Source organism: Myroides sp. ZB35 (assembly GCF_001865835.1).
Lineage (GTDB): Bacteria > Bacteroidota > Bacteroidia > Flavobacteriales > Flavobacteriaceae > Flavobacterium > Flavobacterium odoratimimum.
In genome coordinates this window covers 2,205,380-2,222,806 of record NZ_CP017769.1, presented here as the reverse complement: position 1 = coordinate 2,222,806, position 17,427 = coordinate 2,205,380, and the positions used below count along the sequence as shown (strand labels likewise).

General features: G+C 33.7%; 17 protein-coding genes. 10 read left to right on the top strand and 7 right to left on the bottom strand.

Annotated features, from left to right (window positions below; all coding sequences use genetic code 11):
* Positions 1-11 precede the first annotated feature (11 nt).
* Genes leuC through leuB form a run of 3 tightly spaced genes read left to right on the top strand, consistent with a single transcriptional unit; the run spans position 12 to position 3,104 of the window.
* Positions 12-1,415 carry a 3-isopropylmalate dehydratase large subunit gene (gene leuC, locus BK054_RS10060; protein ID WP_058699322.1) on the top strand — a complete coding sequence of 468 codons (1,404 nt, stop codon included), beginning with the start codon at positions 12-14 and terminating at the stop codon, positions 1,413-1,415.
* Complete coding sequence (gene leuD, locus BK054_RS10055; protein ID WP_058700025.1) at positions 1,399-1,983, top strand: 3-isopropylmalate dehydratase small subunit; 585 nt, start codon at positions 1,399-1,401, stop codon at positions 1,981-1,983. Before leuC ends, leuD begins: the two co-directional genes overlap by 17 nt.
* A gap of 2 nt (positions 1,984-1,985) precedes the next feature.
* Positions 1,986-3,104, top strand: coding sequence for a 3-isopropylmalate dehydrogenase (leuB, locus tag BK054_RS10050; RefSeq protein WP_006266495.1), 1,119 nt, complete (start codon positions 1,986-1,988; stop codon positions 3,102-3,104).
* Positions 3,105-3,135: 31 nt separating this feature from the next.
* On the opposite strand, the gene BK054_RS10045 is transcribed toward leuB, so the two are convergent.
* Complete coding sequence (locus BK054_RS10045; protein WP_006256970.1) at positions 3,136-3,360, bottom strand: hypothetical protein; 225 nt, start codon at positions 3,358-3,360, stop codon at positions 3,136-3,138.
* Between the two features lie 281 nt (positions 3,361-3,641).
* Between BK054_RS10045 and BK054_RS10040 the strand changes: the two genes are divergently transcribed.
* The 3 genes from BK054_RS10040 to carB all read left to right on the top strand — a co-directional run bounded on the left by BK054_RS10040 (position 3,642) and on the right by carB (position 7,892).
* Positions 3,642-4,565: a beta-1,6-N-acetylglucosaminyltransferase gene (locus BK054_RS10040; RefSeq protein ID WP_006256971.1), complete on the top strand. Its 924-nt coding sequence runs from the start codon at positions 3,642-3,644 to the stop codon at positions 4,563-4,565.
* Positions 4,566-4,730: 165 nt separating this feature from the next.
* The gene (rpmH, locus tag BK054_RS10035) at positions 4,731-4,892 is read left to right on the top strand and encodes a 50S ribosomal protein L34 (protein ID WP_006256972.1); all 162 of its coding nucleotides are present in this window, start codon (positions 4,731-4,733) and stop codon (positions 4,890-4,892) included.
* A gap of 147 nt (positions 4,893-5,039) precedes the next feature.
* Positions 5,040-7,892, top strand: a complete 2,853-nt coding sequence (gene carB, locus BK054_RS10030) for a carbamoyl-phosphate synthase large subunit (RefSeq protein ID WP_006256973.1) — start codon at positions 5,040-5,042, stop codon at positions 7,890-7,892.
* 36 nt (positions 7,893-7,928) lie between these two features.
* Here the strand turns inward: carB and BK054_RS10025 are convergent, their stop codons facing one another.
* A complete protein-coding gene (locus BK054_RS10025; protein ID WP_058699321.1) occupies positions 7,929-8,354 on the bottom strand; it encodes a hypothetical protein in 426 nt (141 codons plus the stop codon).
* Positions 8,355-8,533: 179 nt separating this feature from the next.
* Here BK054_RS10025 and BK054_RS10020 point away from each other — a divergent pair, with 179 nt between their 5' ends.
* Positions 8,534-9,856: a DNA recombination protein RmuC gene (locus BK054_RS10020; RefSeq protein WP_006263046.1), complete on the top strand. Its 1,323-nt coding sequence runs from the start codon at positions 8,534-8,536 to the stop codon at positions 9,854-9,856.
* Positions 9,857-9,991: 135 nt separating this feature from the next.
* Complete coding sequence (mgtE, locus tag BK054_RS10015; protein ID WP_006256976.1) at positions 9,992-11,305, top strand: magnesium transporter; 1,314 nt, start codon at positions 9,992-9,994, stop codon at positions 11,303-11,305.
* Between the two features lie 64 nt (positions 11,306-11,369).
* Here mgtE and BK054_RS10010 read toward each other — a convergent pair whose 3' ends face one another.
* Positions 11,370-11,573 (bottom strand): hypothetical protein, encoded by a 204-nt coding sequence (locus BK054_RS10010; RefSeq protein WP_006256977.1) that lies wholly within the window; start codon positions 11,571-11,573, stop codon positions 11,370-11,372.
* Between the two features lie 54 nt (positions 11,574-11,627).
* On the bottom strand, positions 11,628-12,872 hold the full coding sequence (locus BK054_RS10005; RefSeq protein ID WP_006256978.1) for an MFS transporter: 1,245 nt from the start codon (positions 12,870-12,872) through the stop codon (positions 11,628-11,630).
* A gap of 135 nt (positions 12,873-13,007) precedes the next feature.
* Between BK054_RS10005 and meaB the strand changes: the two genes are divergently transcribed.
* Positions 13,008-14,105, top strand: a complete 1,098-nt coding sequence (gene meaB, locus BK054_RS10000; RefSeq protein ID WP_006256979.1) for a methylmalonyl Co-A mutase-associated GTPase MeaB — start codon at positions 13,008-13,010, stop codon at positions 14,103-14,105.
* 26 nt (positions 14,106-14,131) lie between these two features.
* Here the strand turns inward: meaB and BK054_RS09995 are convergent, their stop codons facing one another.
* Both BK054_RS09995 and BK054_RS09990 read right to left on the bottom strand, forming a co-directional pair.
* Positions 14,132-14,383: a hypothetical protein gene (locus tag BK054_RS09995; RefSeq protein WP_006256980.1), complete on the bottom strand. Its 252-nt coding sequence runs from the start codon at positions 14,381-14,383 to the stop codon at positions 14,132-14,134.
* A 7-nt stretch (positions 14,384-14,390) separates the two neighbouring features.
* Positions 14,391-15,764, bottom strand: coding sequence for an MATE family efflux transporter (locus BK054_RS09990; protein WP_006256981.1), 1,374 nt, complete (start codon positions 15,762-15,764; stop codon positions 14,391-14,393).
* Positions 15,765-15,905: 141 nt separating this feature from the next.
* Here BK054_RS09990 and BK054_RS09985 point away from each other — a divergent pair, with 141 nt between their 5' ends.
* Positions 15,906-16,433, top strand: coding sequence for a hypothetical protein (locus tag BK054_RS09985; protein ID WP_006256982.1), 528 nt, complete (start codon positions 15,906-15,908; stop codon positions 16,431-16,433).
* A gap of 61 nt (positions 16,434-16,494) precedes the next feature.
* Here BK054_RS09985 and BK054_RS09980 read toward each other — a convergent pair whose 3' ends face one another.
* On the bottom strand, positions 16,495-17,370 hold the full coding sequence (locus BK054_RS09980) for a PPK2 family polyphosphate kinase (protein WP_006256983.1): 876 nt from the start codon (positions 17,368-17,370) through the stop codon (positions 16,495-16,497).
* Between the last annotated feature and the right edge of the window lie 57 nt (positions 17,371-17,427).

The following is a 17,427-nucleotide window of genomic DNA, read 5'->3' as shown; positions in this document are numbered from 1 at the left end:
AAACAAAGAAAATGAGTAAAACACCAAAAACATTATTTGACAAGGTATGGGATGCCCATGTCGTAGAAAGTATTGAGAACGGTCCGGATATATTATATATTGACAAACATCTAATTCATGAGGTAACAAGTCCACAAGCCTTTGATGAACTAAAGAAGAGAGAGATTCCTGTCTTTAGACCTCAACAAATCATCGCTACAGTGGATCACAATGTACCTACTCTAAATCAAGAATTACCAATAAAAGATCCTTTATCAAAACAGCAAGTAGAACAATTAGCAATTAACTGTAAGGAAAACAACATTACTTACTATGATTTAGGACACCCATACCAAGGAATAGTGCATATTATCGCACCCGAACTTGGTATTACTCAGCCAGGTATGAGTATGGTCTGTGGAGACAGTCATACTTCTACTCATGGCGCATTCGGAACTATAGCATTTGGTATCGGGACGAGCCAAGTAGCGCAAGTATTCGCTAGTCAATGTATCTTAATGAATAAACCAAAGACTATGCGTATCACTGTAAGTGGTAAGCTTAATGCTCATGTACAACCAAAAGATGTGATCTTATATATCATCTCTCAGGTAGGAACAGATGCGGGTACGGGATACTTCTGTGAATATGCTGGTAACGTATTTGAAGAGATGAGTATGGAAGGGAGAATGACGGTCTGCAATATGAGTATAGAGATGGGAGCTCGTGGAGGAATGATAGCTCCTGACAAAACTACTTTTGACTATGTAAAAGACAAAACCTTTGCTCCTCAAGGAGAAGAGTGGAATCAAAAAGTGGCTTACTGGTCAACGTTACCAACAGATAAAGATGCGCAATTTGACTGTGAATATCACTTCAATGCTGAGGATATCAAGCCGATGATTACTTATGGTACTAACCCAAGTATGGGAATAGACATAGATACGTTCATTCCATTCAATAAAAATGAATCAGAAGAGAAAGCTCTTAATTATATGGGATTATTACCTGGTCAGGCTATTGATACGATACCGATTAAACACGTATTTATAGGTAGTTGTACGAATGCGAGAATAGAAGACTTTAGAGTAGCTGCTTCTTATATTAAAGGAAAGCAAATCTCTAAAGACATCAATGCTCTAATAGTACCTGGTTCACAAAAAGTAGTCGCTCAGATTAAAGAAGAAGGACTAGATATAGTGTTCCAAGAAGCTGGTTTTATAATTAGACAACCAGGCTGTTCTGCTTGTCTAGCGATGAATGAAGACAAGATACCATCAGGCGAATTCTGTGTTTCTACTTCAAATAGAAACTTCGAAGGAAGACAAGGACAAGGAGCTCGTACCTTATTAGCAAGCCCATTAACAGCAGCTATCGTAGCTGTAGAAGGAAAGATTACTTACTCTAAAATGAATGAATATGCAAGCCTTAACTAAGATAACATCTACTGCTACTCCATTAGCTATAGAGAATATAGATACAGATCAGATCATACCTGCTCGCTTCTTAAAAAGTATAAACAGAGAAGGCTTCGGTGATAATCTATTTAGAGACTGGAGATATAACAATGATGGTAGTGAGAAAAAAGACTTCTCTCTAAACAACCCTAAATACACTGGTGAGATATTAATCGCTGGTAATAATTTTGGGTGTGGAAGTAGTAGAGAACACGCAGCATGGGCTTTATCTGATTATGGTTTTAAAGTGATTGTGAGTAGTTACTTTGCAGATATCTTTAAAACGAATGCTTTAAACAATGGTGTACTTCCTATTATGGTAAGTAAGGAGTATCTCTCTTACTTATTTAATGAAGTACAAAATAACCCTAATGTAGAGATAGATGTGGATGTGGAACAACAGTCTATTACAGTCAATAATCAAAAAGAGCACTATGAACTAGATCCGTATAAAAAGATCTGTTTGCTAAATGGATATGACGACATAGACTTCTTAATTGCTAAAAAGGATGCAATAAAATCCTTTGAACAAACTAAATCGTACTAGACATGATGAACAAATACAATATAGCGGTATTATCGGGAGACGGTATAGGCCCTGAGGTAATCCACGAGACAATAAAAGTATTAAACGCAGCGGCACAGACCTATGTGTTCCAATTACAATATCACGAAGCATTAATCGGAGCTATTGCTATAGACGAAACAAACAATCCTTTGCCACAGGAAACATTAGCTAAATGCAAGGCTTCGGATGCTGTGCTTTTTGGCGCGATTGGGGATCCTAAATACGATAATGATCCGTCTGCGAAGATACGCCCTGAGCAAGGGTTACTTGCTCTTAGAAAAGAATTAGGCCTTTATGCTAATGTACGTCCTGTAAAAGCGTATCAAAAGCTGATCAATAAAAGCCCTTTAAAAGAAAGCATCATTCAGGGAACTGATATGGTAATTTATAGAGAATTAATTAGCGGTATCTACTTCGGAGACAAAAGCACTTCTGCTGACGGCAAGTCAGCAGTAGATATCTGCTCGTATCATCAAGAAGAAATAGAAAGTATCGCTCGTCTAGCTTTTAAAACTGCTAAACAACGTAATAATAAAGTGACACTTATAGATAAAGCAAACGTATTAGAAACTTCTAGGCTGTGGAGAAAAGTAGTGAAGACCATTGCTATGGAGTTCCCAGAAGTTGAACTAGACTTTATGTTTGTAGATAACGCGGCTATGCAATTAATCTTAAACCCAAAACAGTTTGACGTTATTCTAACAGAAAATATGTTTGGAGACATTATTTCTGATGAAGCTAGTGTTATCGGTGGCTCTATTGGATTATTGCCTTCTGCATCTATCGGAGAAGAAAGCGCTTTATTCGAGCCTATTCACGGTTCTTATCCACAGGCAAAAGGACTAGGAATCGCTAATCCTATTGCTTCCATATTAAGTGGAGCTATGATGCTAGAACATTTAGGCGAACACGAAGCTGCTGAAGCTATAGAGGATGCAGTACTACACTGTATCAATGCAGGAGTATTAACTACTGACTTAGACAAGACTTCTAAATTTATTACATCTGATATCGGTGACTATATCTGTAACCATATTCGATACAGAACAGGATATCGATATCAAGATAATATCCCGTATCACAAATCAACGATTATATAAACAGAAAAGAGCTCCTTAATGGAGCTCTTTATTATTTTGTTCTGCTCATTTGATGAGCTTGTATATCTTCGTATATCTTTACCGTCTGCATAGTGGTAAAAGCTTTCATCTTATTCAGCATATACTGTCCATGTTCTCCCATTTCTGGTTGTACTTTCGGCTTTCGCTTATCACTTCCTACCCAAGTATAATAATATGTTTTATCATTCTCAATCGCCACTATCCCCCACAGAGTCAACCATATAACTATAGTCATTTAGACCGAATCTATAAGACTTAGTATTACAAAACAGATTATCTCCTGTATATTTATAATTCGCATCAGATAAAATATAATTATTATATTATCATAAAAGATATTTTATTTCAAAACTATACTATATTTGTTTTAGTTTAAAAAAGTATAATTAAGTAAAATCTTTTGTCTTCATTATTATTTCTAATCAAAAACGAAAGATAAGTTAACTCTTTTCAATAACAGCTTCATATTGATTTCATTTACTTCAATATGAAGTTATAATTTTTTATTGTTTCAATATGAAAATATATTATTTAGTACAAGCTCATACAAATCCATCACAGTTAAAACGTATGATAAGTCAATTGACAGATGATCAAGTTTTTTTTCTAATTCACATTGATTCTAAAACTTCTATCGATATATTTAAAGAAATTAGTTATAAAAAAAACATACATTTCATAGAGAACAGAGTTAACTGTATTTGGGGAGATTTTTCACAAGTTCAAGCAACACTTAATCTAATACAAAATTTAAAACTATTTCCTGTACAACCAGAAGATAGAATAGTCTTAATTAGTGGACAAGATTACCCCCTAAAAAACGCGAAAGAGATAACAAAATTTTACTCTGAGAATATATCAAAAGATTTCATTGAATTTTTTGTAGCTAAAGAAAAACATTACCGCCCTTACTTAAACTTCAAAGGTTACAAAGTTAACAGAAGTGATAAAAGAGGTGATTATGTAATTTTTAAAAAACATAACTTTACAGGTATATACAAATCACTACTTAAAAGGTGCTTTAAATTTAAATACTTAAAGTATTTTTTTACAGAAAAAAAACTCAATCCATCTATAACGTTTTACAAAGGCTCTCAATGGTGGTCATTGAGATATGATACATTGCAAAAAATAGTAGATTTATACAATTCTAATTATGATGAATTTTATAATTTCTTTAAAGTATCGTTTTGTTCTGATGAATATTTTTTTCAAACTCTATTAGTACAAGTTATGAAAGATGATATCGATATTAAAGTCGAATCTTTACTAACATATATAGATTGGGATAGAACGAATGTTCCTCTACCAGTTACTTTTACAATCGAAGATAAGGAGTTTTTAAAAACAGCTTCAGACAATTTTCTTTATGCAAGAAAATTCGATACTACAAAAGATAAAGAAATATTAGATTGGATAGATTTGAAGTTGTTAAAGTAGAAAACAATCACTTAAAAAATCTAATCATGAAAAGAATGAAAATATTTTTCAAAAACGTTTTGTAAGAGTAAAAAGACTTTTATATATTTGCACTCGGTTTTTAAGCAACAGCTAATTCAAATAAACCAGTTAGATTAGTAAAATTAAGATTTAAAGATAAAAGCAATGAGCAAAAGAACGTTTCAACCATCGAATAGAAAAAGAAGAAACAAACATGGTTTCATGGATAGAATGTCTACTCCTAACGGTAGAAAAGTATTAGCTGCTAGAAGAGCTAAAGGAAGACATAAATTGACTGTTTCTTGTGAAACAAGACATAAAAAATAATGTTTGATTCAAACATAAATAAAGGTGTTACTATTATTCGTAACGCCTTTTTTTATACTTTGTCGTAAAACATACCATCTATCACACACAACAACACTAAACTTACTTCACTCACAACGAAGTATTTAACATAACAACACAATTAAAATGCCCAAAGACAATTCTATCAAAACTGTATTAATCATTGGTTCTGGACCAATCATTATCGGACAGGCTTGTGAATTCGATTACTCAGGTTCACAATCAGCAAGATCTTTAAGAGAAGAAGGAATTAAAGTTATTTTGATTAACTCTAATCCTGCGACAATTATGACTGACCCATCTATGGCAGATCATATTTACTTAAAACCACTGACAGCAAGATCTATTATTGAGATTCTTGTAGCTCATCCTGAGATTGATGCTGTATTACCTACTATGGGTGGTCAGACAGCACTAAACTTATGTTTAGAATGCGATGAGAAAGGTATATGGGCAGACTTCGGAGTTCGCCTAATCGGTGTTGATATCAACGCTATTAACATCACTGAAGATCGTGAGCAGTTCAAACAACTTCTAGAAAAAATAGATGTTCCTGCAGCTCCTGCAAGTACAGCTACCTCATTCTTAGAAGGAAAAGAGATCGCTCAAAAATTTGGTTTCCCATTAGTTATTCGTCCTTCATTTACCTTAGGAGGTACTGGAGCAGCTTTCGTTCACAAAGAAGAAGACTTCGACGATTTATTAACTTATGGATTAGAAGCTTCTCCTATCCACGAAGTTTTAATTGACAAAGCTTTATTGGGATGGAAAGAATACGAATTAGAATTATTACGCGACAAAAATGATAACGTAGTAATCATCTGTACTATCGAGAATATGGACCCTATGGGTATCCACACAGGAGATAGTATCACAGTAGCTCCTGCTATGACATTATCAGATAGAACATTCCAGAGAATGCGTGATCTATCGATCAAGATGATGCGTAGTATCGGTAACTTCGCTGGAGGATGTAACGTACAGTTCGCTGTATCACCAGACGAAAAAGAAGATATCGTAGCTATTGAGATCAACCCTCGTGTATCTCGTTCTTCTGCATTAGCTTCTAAAGCGACTGGTTACCCTATCGCTAAGATTGCAACTAAACTTGCATTAGGATATACACTTGATGAATTACAAAACCAAATTACTAAATCTACATCTGCTTTATTCGAGCCGACTTTAGACTATGTAATCGTTAAAATACCTCGTTGGAACTTTGACAAATTTGAAGGCGCTGATAGAACATTAGGTCTTCAAATGAAATCTGTAGGTGAGGTTATGGGTATCGGACGTTCATTCCAAGAAGCTTTACACAAAGCAACTCAATCATTAGAGATTAAACGTAATGGTCTAGGAGCTGACGGTAAAGGATACACTAATTATGATCAAATTATCGATAAACTTACTCACGCAAGTTGGGATAGAGTTTTCGTAATCTATGATGCAATCCAACACGGTATTCCATTAAGTAGAATACACGAAATCACTAAAATCGACATGTGGTTCTTAAAACAATACGAAGAACTATATATGTTAGAAAAAGAGATTTCTAAATATACACTTGAAACTCTACCTAAAGATTTATTACTAGAAGCAAAACAAAAAGGTTTTGCCGATAGACAAATCGCTCATATGCTAAATACACTTGAGAGTAAAGTACACGACTTACGTGATACAATGAACATTCAACGTGTGTTTAAATTAGTAGATACTTGTGCTGCAGAATTCCCTGCTAAGACTCCTTACTACTACTCTACGTTCGAGGCTGAAATCGAAAGACCTGACGGTACACGTTATGTCTCTAACGAAAGTATCGTAACAGATAAGAAAAAGGTAGTGGTACTAGGTTCAGGACCTAACCGTATCGGTCAAGGTATTGAATTCGATTACTCTTGTGTACATGGAGTATTAGCTGCTGAAGAGTGTGGTTATGAGACGATTATGATTAACTGTAATCCAGAGACAGTATCTACTGACTTTGATACAGCGAACAAATTATACTTCGAACCAGTATTCTGGGAACATATTTATGACATCATCCAACACGAAAAACCAGAAGGAGTAATCGTACAGTTAGGTGGTCAAACAGCGCTGAAACTAGCTGAAAAACTAGAGAAGAATGGTATTAAGATCTTAGGAACTAGCTTTGACGCATTAGACTTAGCAGAAGACAGAGGGCGTTTCTCTGAATTATTAGAGCAATTAGACATCCCATTCCCTCAATTCGGTGTTGCTAAAACAGCTGAACAAGCTAATAAATTAGCAGATCAATTAGACTTCCCTCTATTAGTAAGACCTTCTTATGTATTAGGAGGACAAGGAATGAAGATCGTTATCAACAAAAAAGAATTAGAGGAACACGTAATCGAATTACTGAACTCTATTCCTGGTAACTCATTATTACTTGACCACTATCTAGCAGGAGCTATTGAAGCTGAAGCAGATGCTATCTGTGACGGTGAGAATGTACACATCATCGGTATTATGGAGCATATAGAACCATGTGGAGTTCACTCTGGTGATAGCCACGCTATGTTACCTCCATTTAACTTAGGTGAATATGTGTTAAACCAAATTAAAGACCACACAAGAAAAATTGCTGTAGCTTTAAAAACAGTTGGTTTAATCAACATTCAGTTTGCTATCAAAGATGATATTGTATATATCATCGAAGCTAACCCTAGAGCATCTAGAACAGTTCCATTCATCGCTAAAGCGTATGGAGAACCTTATGTAAACTACGCTACTAAGGTAATGCTAGGACACAACAAGGTAACTGATTTTGACTTTAATCCACAATTAAACGGATACGCAATCAAAACTCCAGTATTCTCTTTCAACAAGTTCAAAAATGTAAATAAAGCATTAGGACCTGAAATGAAATCTACAGGAGAAAGTATCTTGTTTATCGAAAACTTAAGAGACGATCAATTCTATGAAATCTATTCTCGTAGAAAAATGTACTTAAGTAGATAATACTAAAAAAGCCCACTTTTATCAAGTGGGCTTTTTTTATTTATTTCTAGAGTATCCTTCTCTTTTATCTACTCTACTATTATAATATTTATAATAAATACCTCCTGCACATACCTCATACTCTCCAAATTCTATAGAGTCATAAGCTGAAATTATAAAAATAGAGCTAAGTAATACATTTCGATCTTTCATTACAAACTTCTTAAGACTTGTCATAGCTTCAGGGCTCATAAAAACATTCCCATCTGCTATAGACTGTGTTTCATCCACTTGTGTAAAATTACAAGCAATATATCCATCCGTCTGAGTTAGTTTTTCTTTTAAATCTCTTTTCTTTTTGCTTTTCGATTCTTGCTTAATATCACTCTGTATAAGTGTATCATTAACATGAATAGAAACAAAAGAATTAGCAAATAAACTTGAGGTCATAAATAATAACCATACACATAAAAAGTTTCTCATAATAAATATCTTTAAAATTATAGCCTGATATTAAAGATATAACATTTAACAATACAAAAACCTAAATTACAAACACTAATATCCATAATATAGTTTTGCTAAAATCCATAGCAATACTACACTCTGTTATACAGACATTATTTACTACTTTTGACTATCTAACTTCATTGTCAAAAAACATGTCACAAGAAATATTAATAGGCTTATTAGCTATTCTAATTATCGTTGCTTTTTTTATTGGTAAATCAGGTAAAAAAGAAACTACCTCATCTGGAGATCTTATTAGACTACAAGCAGACAACGACTTTAAAGATAAACTGATAGATCAACTAAAAAGCGAAAAGAAAACAATAGAAGAAAACTTAGAGATTATCCGATTAGATAATCAGGAACTAATAGCACGTATATCTATTCGCGATACAGAATACATTAATTTACAAGAACGATTAGAATCACAACAACAAGAGACTGCTAATCTTCAAGAGAAGTTCACAAAAGAGTTTGAGAACCTCGCTAATCGAATATTAGAGGAGAAAAGTGATAAGTTCACTAAACAAAACAAAGCTAGCTTAGAAACGCTATTATCACCTCTACAAGAGAAAATACAACACTTCGAACAAAAAGTAGAACAAACACATAAAGAAAGTATTGATCATCATGCTGCATTGCGTCAACAGATATTTGGGTTACAACAACTAAACCAAAAAATGAGTCAAGAAACCCTTAATCTAACAAAAGCACTAAAAGGGGATAATAAAATGCAAGGAAACTGGGGAGAGATGATTCTAGAAAGTGTACTTGAAAAATCTGGTTTAGAAAAAGGTAGAGAATATGAAACTCAACAAAGCTACACATCTGAAGAAGGTAATAGACTACAACCCGATGTTGTAATCTACTTACCTGACAATAGACATATGGTAGTCGACTCTAAAGTATCCTTAGTTGCTTATGAACAGTATATCAATACTGTAGATATCGAAGAACAAAAACGCTATCTACAAGAGCACTTAATTTCTTTAAAAAGACATATAGAAGGATTGTCTGAAAAGAATTACCACGAACTATACAGAGGTACAAGTCCTGATTTTGTATTGCTATTTATCCCTATAGAGACAGCCTTCTCGATAGCAATTAACGCAGATAATACACTATACACTAAGGCTTTTGAAAAAAACATCGTCATAGTAACCCCTTCTACTCTATTAGCAACATTACGCACAATAGAAACAATGTGGAGTCAACGCAAGCAACAAGAAAACGCTTATGAAATAGCTAGACAAGCAGGCTTGCTATATGATAAATTTGTTGGACTAGTTACAGACTTACAAAAAGTAGGAAAGAAGATAGATGAATCAAGAAATGAATATGACAATGCCTTCAATAAATTAAGTGAAGGAAAAGGAAACTTGATAACTTCTGTGCAAAAATTAAAAGACATGGGCGCCAAGGCTAAGAAAAGCTTAGATTCACAAATTTTAGACAATGCTATTGATAACCTTTAATTTAAATAGATAAAATATTAAGAGAAGTTTATTTTATTAAAAAATCATTAGAAATTTTAAAGTACACTTTGTATAGATTACCTTTGCATAGTTTTTAAGAAAATATTATACTAACTACTTAATAAGCTTCGATCTATGACTTTTAAAGACATGCACCCAGCAGATATTGCTGAAGCAATTACAGAGATGAAAAGAACCGATAGAAACCTTGCGTTTCTAAAGCTTTCACCTGACTTAAAAGTTGAAGTATTCTCCTTTTTAGATATTAATATTCAAGAGGAAATAGTACGTAGCATGACTAGAGAAGATTATGCAGATGTACTTAATAACTTAGAACCCGATGACCGTACAGAGTTATTAGAAGATTTCCCAGATGAATTAATTAAATACTCTATCAACTTATTAAATGATAAAGAAAAGCAAATTGCACTTAACTTAATAGGATATAAAGAAGATAGTATTGCTCGTTTAATGACTCCTTTATACATACAAACAAAGGCTAACAAAACAGTTAGACAAGTTTTAGATCATATCAAGGTGTATGGTAAAAAAGCCGAAACATTAAACTATATCTATGTAGTAGATGATCACAATAGATTAATTGATGACTTAAAACTAGGTGAATTAGTTCTAGCAGACGAAAATACACTAATAGCAGACTTAATAGACAATACATTTGCTTCTATTACAAGTACTACAAAAACAGAAGATGCTTTTGATATATTCGAGAAATACGATCGTTCTGCACTACCGATTATTACTGAAAGCGGAGTACTTGTGGGTATAGTAACCTTCGATGATATCTTAGATGCTATTAAAGATAGAGATACCGAAGATATCCAAAAGTTCGGGGGTATGGAAGAGTTAGATTTATCTTATACACATACACCACTATTCGAATTAGTACGAAAAAGAGCTGGTTGGTTAATTATATTATTTTTAGGAGAAATGTTAACCGCTTCAGCCATGGGACATTTTGAAGATGAAATAGAAAAGGCAGTTGTCTTAGCACTATTCGTTCCTTTAATCATATCTAGTGGAGGTAACTCAGGTTCACAAGCAGCTTCTCTTATTATACGCGCTATGGCATTAGGAGAGCTAAAGTTAAGTGATTGGTGGTATGTAATGCGAAAAGAGGTTGCCTCAGGAGTTATGCTAGGAGGTATCTTAGGAATTATAGGTTTCGTGAGAATCTTTATTTGGCAAGAAGCAGGTATCTATGACTACGGAGAGCATTGGATTGCTATCGGACTAAGTGTATCAGTCTCTTTACTATTCATTGTGTTATGGGGTACCTTATCAGGTTCGTTAATACCATTTATACTAAGAAAGTTTGGAATGGACCCTGCTACTGCATCAGCTCCGTTTGTTGCTACACTAGTAGACGTTTCTGGATTAATAATCTACTTCTCTATAGCAGCAATGTTCTTATCAGGAAAGATATTATAATAAATAAGTATAACTAAAAAAAAGCGAGTAAACATTTGTGTTTACTCGCTTTTTTTATATAACCTTACTTTAAGGTAAGAGGTTTTTCAGCTTCTAATACAGGAGCATTAGAGTTATTATAAATCTGAGGCTCATTATTTTTATTATAACTAACTAGAGCTTGCTCATACTCTTTTTTATACTTGTCTTTATCTGAAGTCAATTTATCTTTTGTTCCACAAGAAATAAATAATATACTTATTGATAGTGTAATATACGCTACTCTCATACTATCTAGTTTAAAGGTTGATTCTCTTAAAGATAAACTTTAAATTAATAGATACTACTCCTCTTCTCTAAATTTGACTTTTTTCATATTTGGTAACAAAGCTGCTATAATCCCTATTAAAGGTAAATAGGCACAAATCATATAGATATTCTCAATAGAAGTACGATCAGCCCACCATCCTAAAACAGCAGATCCTAAACCTCCCATACCAAAAGCAAAGCCATAAAACAAACCTGATACCATCCCTATTTTACGTGGTAATAGCTCTTGTGCATACACTAATATAGATGGGAATGCTGAGGATAGGATTAAACCGATAATCACAATTAATATACCTGTCCACTCTAAAGAAGCATAAGGTAGTAACATCGTGAACGGAGCTACTCCTAATACTGAGAACCAAATAATATATTTACGTCCTACCTTATCTCCAAAGAAACCGCCTATTAAAGTTCCTGCTGCCACAGCTAACAAGAAGTAAAAAAGATAAACCTGAGCTTGTACTTCACTTATACCAAACTTATCCATTGTATAAAACTGAAAATAACTAGAAATACTAGCTACATAGAAATACTTAGAAAAGATAAGTAATAATAAAACTACAATAGATGTCCATACTCTTAACTTAGAAAGTTCAGGAATACGAATAACTTTCTTCTTCTTACCAACTTGACTCTTTAATACATCTTTATACCATCCACCAATAAAAGCATATACAAATTGAGCAATAAAACCAACAACTAAGAACCATAGTAAATGTTGTTGTCCTTTTGGTAATACAATCCAAGCTACTAATAATGGTGCTAAAGCTGTTCCTGTGTTACCTCCAATCTGGAAAATAGATTGTGCTAAACTACGTTTCCCTCCTGAAGCTACATAAGATACCCTAGATGACTCTGGATGGAATATAGAAGATCCTATTCCTATTAATATAACAGCACATAGTACCATTGCATAAGAAGGGGCGTAACTAAGTAAAATCACTCCAAGCATAGAACAAATCATACCAATCATTTGTGAATAAGGTTTTGGATGTTTGTCTGTATAAGTTCCTACTAAAGGTTGAAGTAAAGAGGAAGAAACTTGATAACAAAAAGTGATCATTCCGATTTGTGCAAATGTTAAGTTATAGTTAGTCTTTAATAGAGGATAGACCGCTGGTACTATAGCTTGTAGAAAATCATTACATAAGTGTCCAAAGCTTATTGCTAATAGAATTGGAAAGACTGTTTTTTGATTTACTGTTTGTTCATTGATTTTGTTTACTAATGTTTTGGGTGCAAAAAGTTTAGTATTCATTACGTCATTTTTCGTTAAGCCCAAATATAATAGGTTGTACATATACTGTCCTAACCGTTCAAATAAATTTCGAAATATGCCTATTTTTAGTACTTTTACCTTTTATCATTACACCAACCCAATAGATTCTTAAAAATGTCACAGCATAATTATAATAAATCAGCGTTAACTGAAAACGAAGGTATTGAACAACCTAATACTACGGATCAAGATGCTATAGCTAAGTTTCAAGCTAGACGCAGACAGAAGATATCTACTGTTGAAATTATTCAGAGAATCATTAACAATGATAAAGTAGCCTTAAGTCAAGGTATCACACTTATTGAGAGTTTAAATCCACTGCATCACGCACAAGCAGACGAAATAGTACAAGGATGTCTTCCTTATGCTAATAAATCTGTCCGCATTGGTATAACAGGTGTACCTGGAGTTGGGAAAAGTACATTCATAGAAGCCTTCGGTCTCTTACTGACTAAAATGGGTAAAAAAGTAGCTGTATTAGCTATTGATCCTAGTAGCAGTATCACTAAGGGAAGTATCTTAGGAGATAAGACACGTATGGAAGAACTAGTCCGAGAAGAGAATGCTTTTATACGCCCATCAGCTTCTGGAGACAGCTTGGGTGGTGTAGCTAGAAAAACAAGAGAAAGTATAATCTTATGCGAAGCTTGCGGTTTTGACACTATACTAGTAGAGACAGTGGGGGTTGGACAAAGCGAAACTGCGGTACAGAGTATGGTAGACTTCTTCTTATTACTTAATCTAGCTGGTGCTGGTGATGAACTTCAGGGAATCAAAAGAGGGATTATGGAAATGGCGGATGCTGTTATTATCAATAAAGCAGATGGTGAAAATATAAAAAGAGCTCATATGGCTAAACTTGATTACAATAGAGCCTTACATCTTTTCCCTAAGAAGCCTTCTGGATGGACACCAAAAGTAAGTACCTGTAGTGCTATTGAAAACACAGGAATAAAAGAAATTTGGGACATCATCACTCAATACACCACATTGACCAAAGAAAATGGTTATTTCGACAACAGACGTCAAGAACAAAACCAATATTGGATGATGGAGACTATAAACGAAAACATATTAATGAACTTCTACAATCACCCAGAAATAAAAGCAATGCTTACTGAAAACAAAAAAGCAGTGCAAAACAGTGAATTATCACCTTTCGCAGCTGCTCATAAAATCTTAGATCTATATTTTAACTCACAAGCTAAATAGTATTGAACTATTTAGCTTGTTCTATATTAATCTTCTTCGTCTAGTTCCTCGTCATCTACGTAACGCTCCATCTCTCTTTCGTAAAACTCACCAGCTTTTACGATCAATCCTTCCATCTCAGCTTCTATCTCAGCTTCTTCAGACTCTTCTATTGTTTCTAAGAACTCTACCTCATCAGTATTTAAGTTGATGATAAATCTAGGGAATTCTAAATGTATAATAAAAATATCCTCTGGATACTCAGTATTATCAGCTAGTACGAATTTTGGTAACTCCATATTAATTCTAATTATTATTTATTAATCTGTTTGACAATTTATGAAAACGCCAGTATAGACATATTGCAGCAGTAGTTAATCCTGCTAATAAACCTATCCATATCCCAGCTGCTCCTACACTAGTATACAATCCAAGGTAAATAGATATAGGAAAACCAATAATCCAATAAGATACAAAAGTAATTCCCATAGGCATATTTACATCTTGAAGTCCTCTAAGTGCTCCTAATGTTACTACTTGTATACAATCTGATATTTGGAATACTGCCGCTACAAGTAATAACGTGCCTGCTAATTTAATCACTTCTTGATTCATTACCGCATTTTCGATGTCATTATTATCTAAAAACAACATTGGAATATACTGATGGAATAAAACAAAAAGAATTGCAAAGCCTGTATAAATAATAACTGCCATTAAGATAATAGACCTCGCTACTACTCTTAACTTCACATAATCCTTTAATCCTCTTTGATTCCCTACTCTAATCATCGCAGCTACGCTTAGCCCACTTGCAAACATAAAAGTCATCGAAGACATACTCAATGCGATCTGATTAGCGGCCTGTGCCTCTGTACCTATCATTCCAGATAACCATACTGCTCCAACAAAAAGTGCTACTTCAAAGAAACTCATCATTCCTGAAGGAACTCCAATTTTTGTAATTTTCAGTAACATCTCCTTTTTGATTTCATGAAACTTAATATGTGATAAGAAAGACTTAAACATCTCTTGTCTCTTCAAAGCGAAATGCATATAAATAATCATCACAATACGCGAAATAAGTGTACCATAAGCTGCCCCTAGCATACCCAATTCGGGGAAAATCCACACACCATATATCAACAAATAGTTAAATACTATATTAGTTAAGTTTGCAATTATCGTTGCATACATAGAATTTTTTGTCTGTGATTTACCATCTGCAAACTGCTTATAAGATTGATACATTACTAATGGAATCAAAGATAAAGCTACAATATCTAAGAATGGTTTAGCAAGGATCGTTACCTCCTCTGGCTGCCCCATGTGCATTAATAGAGGCTTTGCAAAAAAGATAATACTAAATAACACTACTCCTAAAATAGTACATAATGCCAGCCCATTAATAAAAATACTTCTTCCACCTTCTACATCTTTTTCTGCATCACTATGAGCTACTAATGGAGTCAAAGCTGTTGAAAATCCGACACCTAAAGCCACTGCTATAAAAACAAAACTATTTGCTAAAGAAGCTGCTGCTAATTCTGTAGCTCCGATTTTCCCCACCATAATATTATCAATCACCCCCACAATTGTATGACCAAGCATTGCTAATATAATAGGATAAGCTAAACGTATATTATACCCAAATTCTTTATAGTATACTGATAAATTCATTGACAAAAATTTTGTGCAAATATAACTACTGTATACGGAAACTCACTCTCTTAATTACACGAATAAACAAAAACATATTCTCAAACGGCAAGTTTATTGCAGTATATTTTTCTCAAACAACAAAATAAAGACACAATCCTCATGATTAAACTCACTAAAAAAATTTCACTTACAGTGTTAGCACTAAGTGCTATTTTAGTTGCAATGCCAGCTGCAGCTCAAAAGAAAGACAAGCCTTATTACCCTCAGGGATTTAGAGTAGGTTTTGGTCTAAACGGAGGTATGCCTTTAGATTCTAAATATGATGCCGCACTTGGTGTAGATGCAAGAATCCAATATGACGTTAGTCAAAAAACCTCGTTTACTTTAACTTCAGGTTATACTCATTTATTTAATGGAGATGAAGGAGATTTAGGATTAGTTCCAATAAAAGCAGGATTTAAACAGTTTTTAAACAAAAACATCTATGCTATGGGAGAATTAGGAGTAGGTATTGGTACGCACTCAGGAATGGGAAATACCTTTATTTGGTCACCCTCTATTGGTTTTGCTAATCGCTATGTAGATGTAAGTCTTCGTTATGAAAATTACAATGATTATAACACTGATCAACTTGCTGTCCGTGTAGCCTACGGATTTTCTTTAAAAAAGAAAAGCAAAAAGAAATAGAAATAGAAACATAACTGAACAATAAAGCCAATTCAATAATTGAATTGGCTTTATCATTATCTTACTCTTCATTCTTTAATTTCTCAATATACATATCCAGATCCTTTTGAATCTCAGGGTCTAGTTTAGGCAATTTGATATCGTCATATTTACTAAATACTTCTTCTAGTATTTTAGCAAACACATAACGACAATAAGCCTTATCATCAGCAGGTAATACATACCATGGACATTCTGCTGTAGAAGTCCTATTAATAGCCTCTTCATAATACTTTTGATAGTCATCCCAGTACTCTCTTTCTTTAATATCACTAGGTTCAAACTTCCAATTGTGTTTCTCTTTTTCTAATCGACGTAATATTCTTTTCTTCTGCTCCTTCTTACTTAGGTGCAAAAAGAACTTCAAGACTATTACTCCATTATTACTGATATGTTTCTCAAAGTTATTAATCTCTTCGTAACGTTTGTCCCAAAACTCATCTGTTATATCTTCTGCTTTATTAATACCAGGTATTCTTTCATTTAAAACTACTTGTGGGTGAACTCTAGAAATCAATACATTCTCATAATGACTACGATTAAACACAGTAAACTTTCCTCTCTCAGGCAAGGTCACATAATGCCTCCAGATATAATCATGCTCTAGTTCATAAGACGTAGGTTTCTTAAAACTTTGCACCACTACCCCTCTAGCGTTAAAAGCCTTAAAAACTTCTCTAATTAAACTGTCCTTCCCAGCTGTATCCATTCCTTGTATACAGATAAGTACACTATAACGATTATGAGCATACATCACATCCTGAAATTTACCTAAGTTACGACTCAGTTTTTCCACTTTTCGAAATGCCTTGGTCATAGATAGATTTAAATCTGGTACAGTTGATAATTTTTCTAGCTCAACTTTATTGTCTATTCTATATTTTTCTTCTATATTCATTCTCAGAAATTTTTAAGCTTAAATTACTATTTTATTTTAATTTACTCCGCTTTTACA

Bases quoted from the DNA above. Each gene is read 5' to 3' on its own strand.
- BK054_RS10045 (WP_006256970.1), bottom strand. From the start codon at position 3,360: ATGACTATAGTTATATGGTTGACTCTGTGGGGGATAGTGGCGATTGAG.
- BK054_RS10005 (WP_006256978.1), bottom strand. From the start codon at position 12,872: ATGAATACTAAACTTTTTGCACCCAAAACATTAGTAAACAAAATCAAT.
- carB (WP_006256973.1), top strand. From the start codon at position 5,040: ATGCCCAAAGACAATTCTATCAAAACTGTATTAATCATTGGTTCTGGA.
- BK054_RS10020 (WP_006263046.1), top strand. From the start codon at position 8,534: ATGTCACAAGAAATATTAATAGGCTTATTAGCTATTCTAATTATCGTT.
- BK054_RS09995 (WP_006256980.1), bottom strand. From the start codon at position 14,383: ATGGAGTTACCAAAATTCGTACTAGCTGATAATACTGAGTATCCAGAG.
- BK054_RS09990 (WP_006256981.1), bottom strand. From the start codon at position 15,764: ATGAATTTATCAGTATACTATAAAGAATTTGGGTATAATATACGTTTA.
- leuC (WP_058699322.1), top strand. From the start codon at position 12: ATGAGTAAAACACCAAAAACATTATTTGACAAGGTATGGGATGCCCAT.
- BK054_RS10025 (WP_058699321.1), bottom strand. From the start codon at position 8,354: ATGAGAAACTTTTTATGTGTATGGTTATTATTTATGACCTCAAGTTTA.
- leuD (WP_058700025.1), top strand. From the start codon at position 1,399: ATGCAAGCCTTAACTAAGATAACATCTACTGCTACTCCATTAGCTATA.
- BK054_RS09985 (WP_006256982.1), top strand. From the start codon at position 15,906: ATGATTAAACTCACTAAAAAAATTTCACTTACAGTGTTAGCACTAAGT.
- mgtE (WP_006256976.1), top strand. From the start codon at position 9,992: ATGACTTTTAAAGACATGCACCCAGCAGATATTGCTGAAGCAATTACA.
- rpmH (WP_006256972.1), top strand. From the start codon at position 4,731: ATGAGCAAAAGAACGTTTCAACCATCGAATAGAAAAAGAAGAAACAAA.
- BK054_RS10040 (WP_006256971.1), top strand. From the start codon at position 3,642: ATGAAAATATATTATTTAGTACAAGCTCATACAAATCCATCACAGTTA.
- BK054_RS09980 (WP_006256983.1), bottom strand. From the start codon at position 17,370: ATGAATATAGAAGAAAAATATAGAATAGACAATAAAGTTGAGCTAGAA.
- meaB (WP_006256979.1), top strand. From the start codon at position 13,008: ATGTCACAGCATAATTATAATAAATCAGCGTTAACTGAAAACGAAGGT.
- leuB (WP_006266495.1), top strand. From the start codon at position 1,986: ATGATGAACAAATACAATATAGCGGTATTATCGGGAGACGGTATAGGC.
- BK054_RS10010 (WP_006256977.1), bottom strand. From the start codon at position 11,573: ATGAGAGTAGCGTATATTACACTATCAATAAGTATATTATTTATTTCT.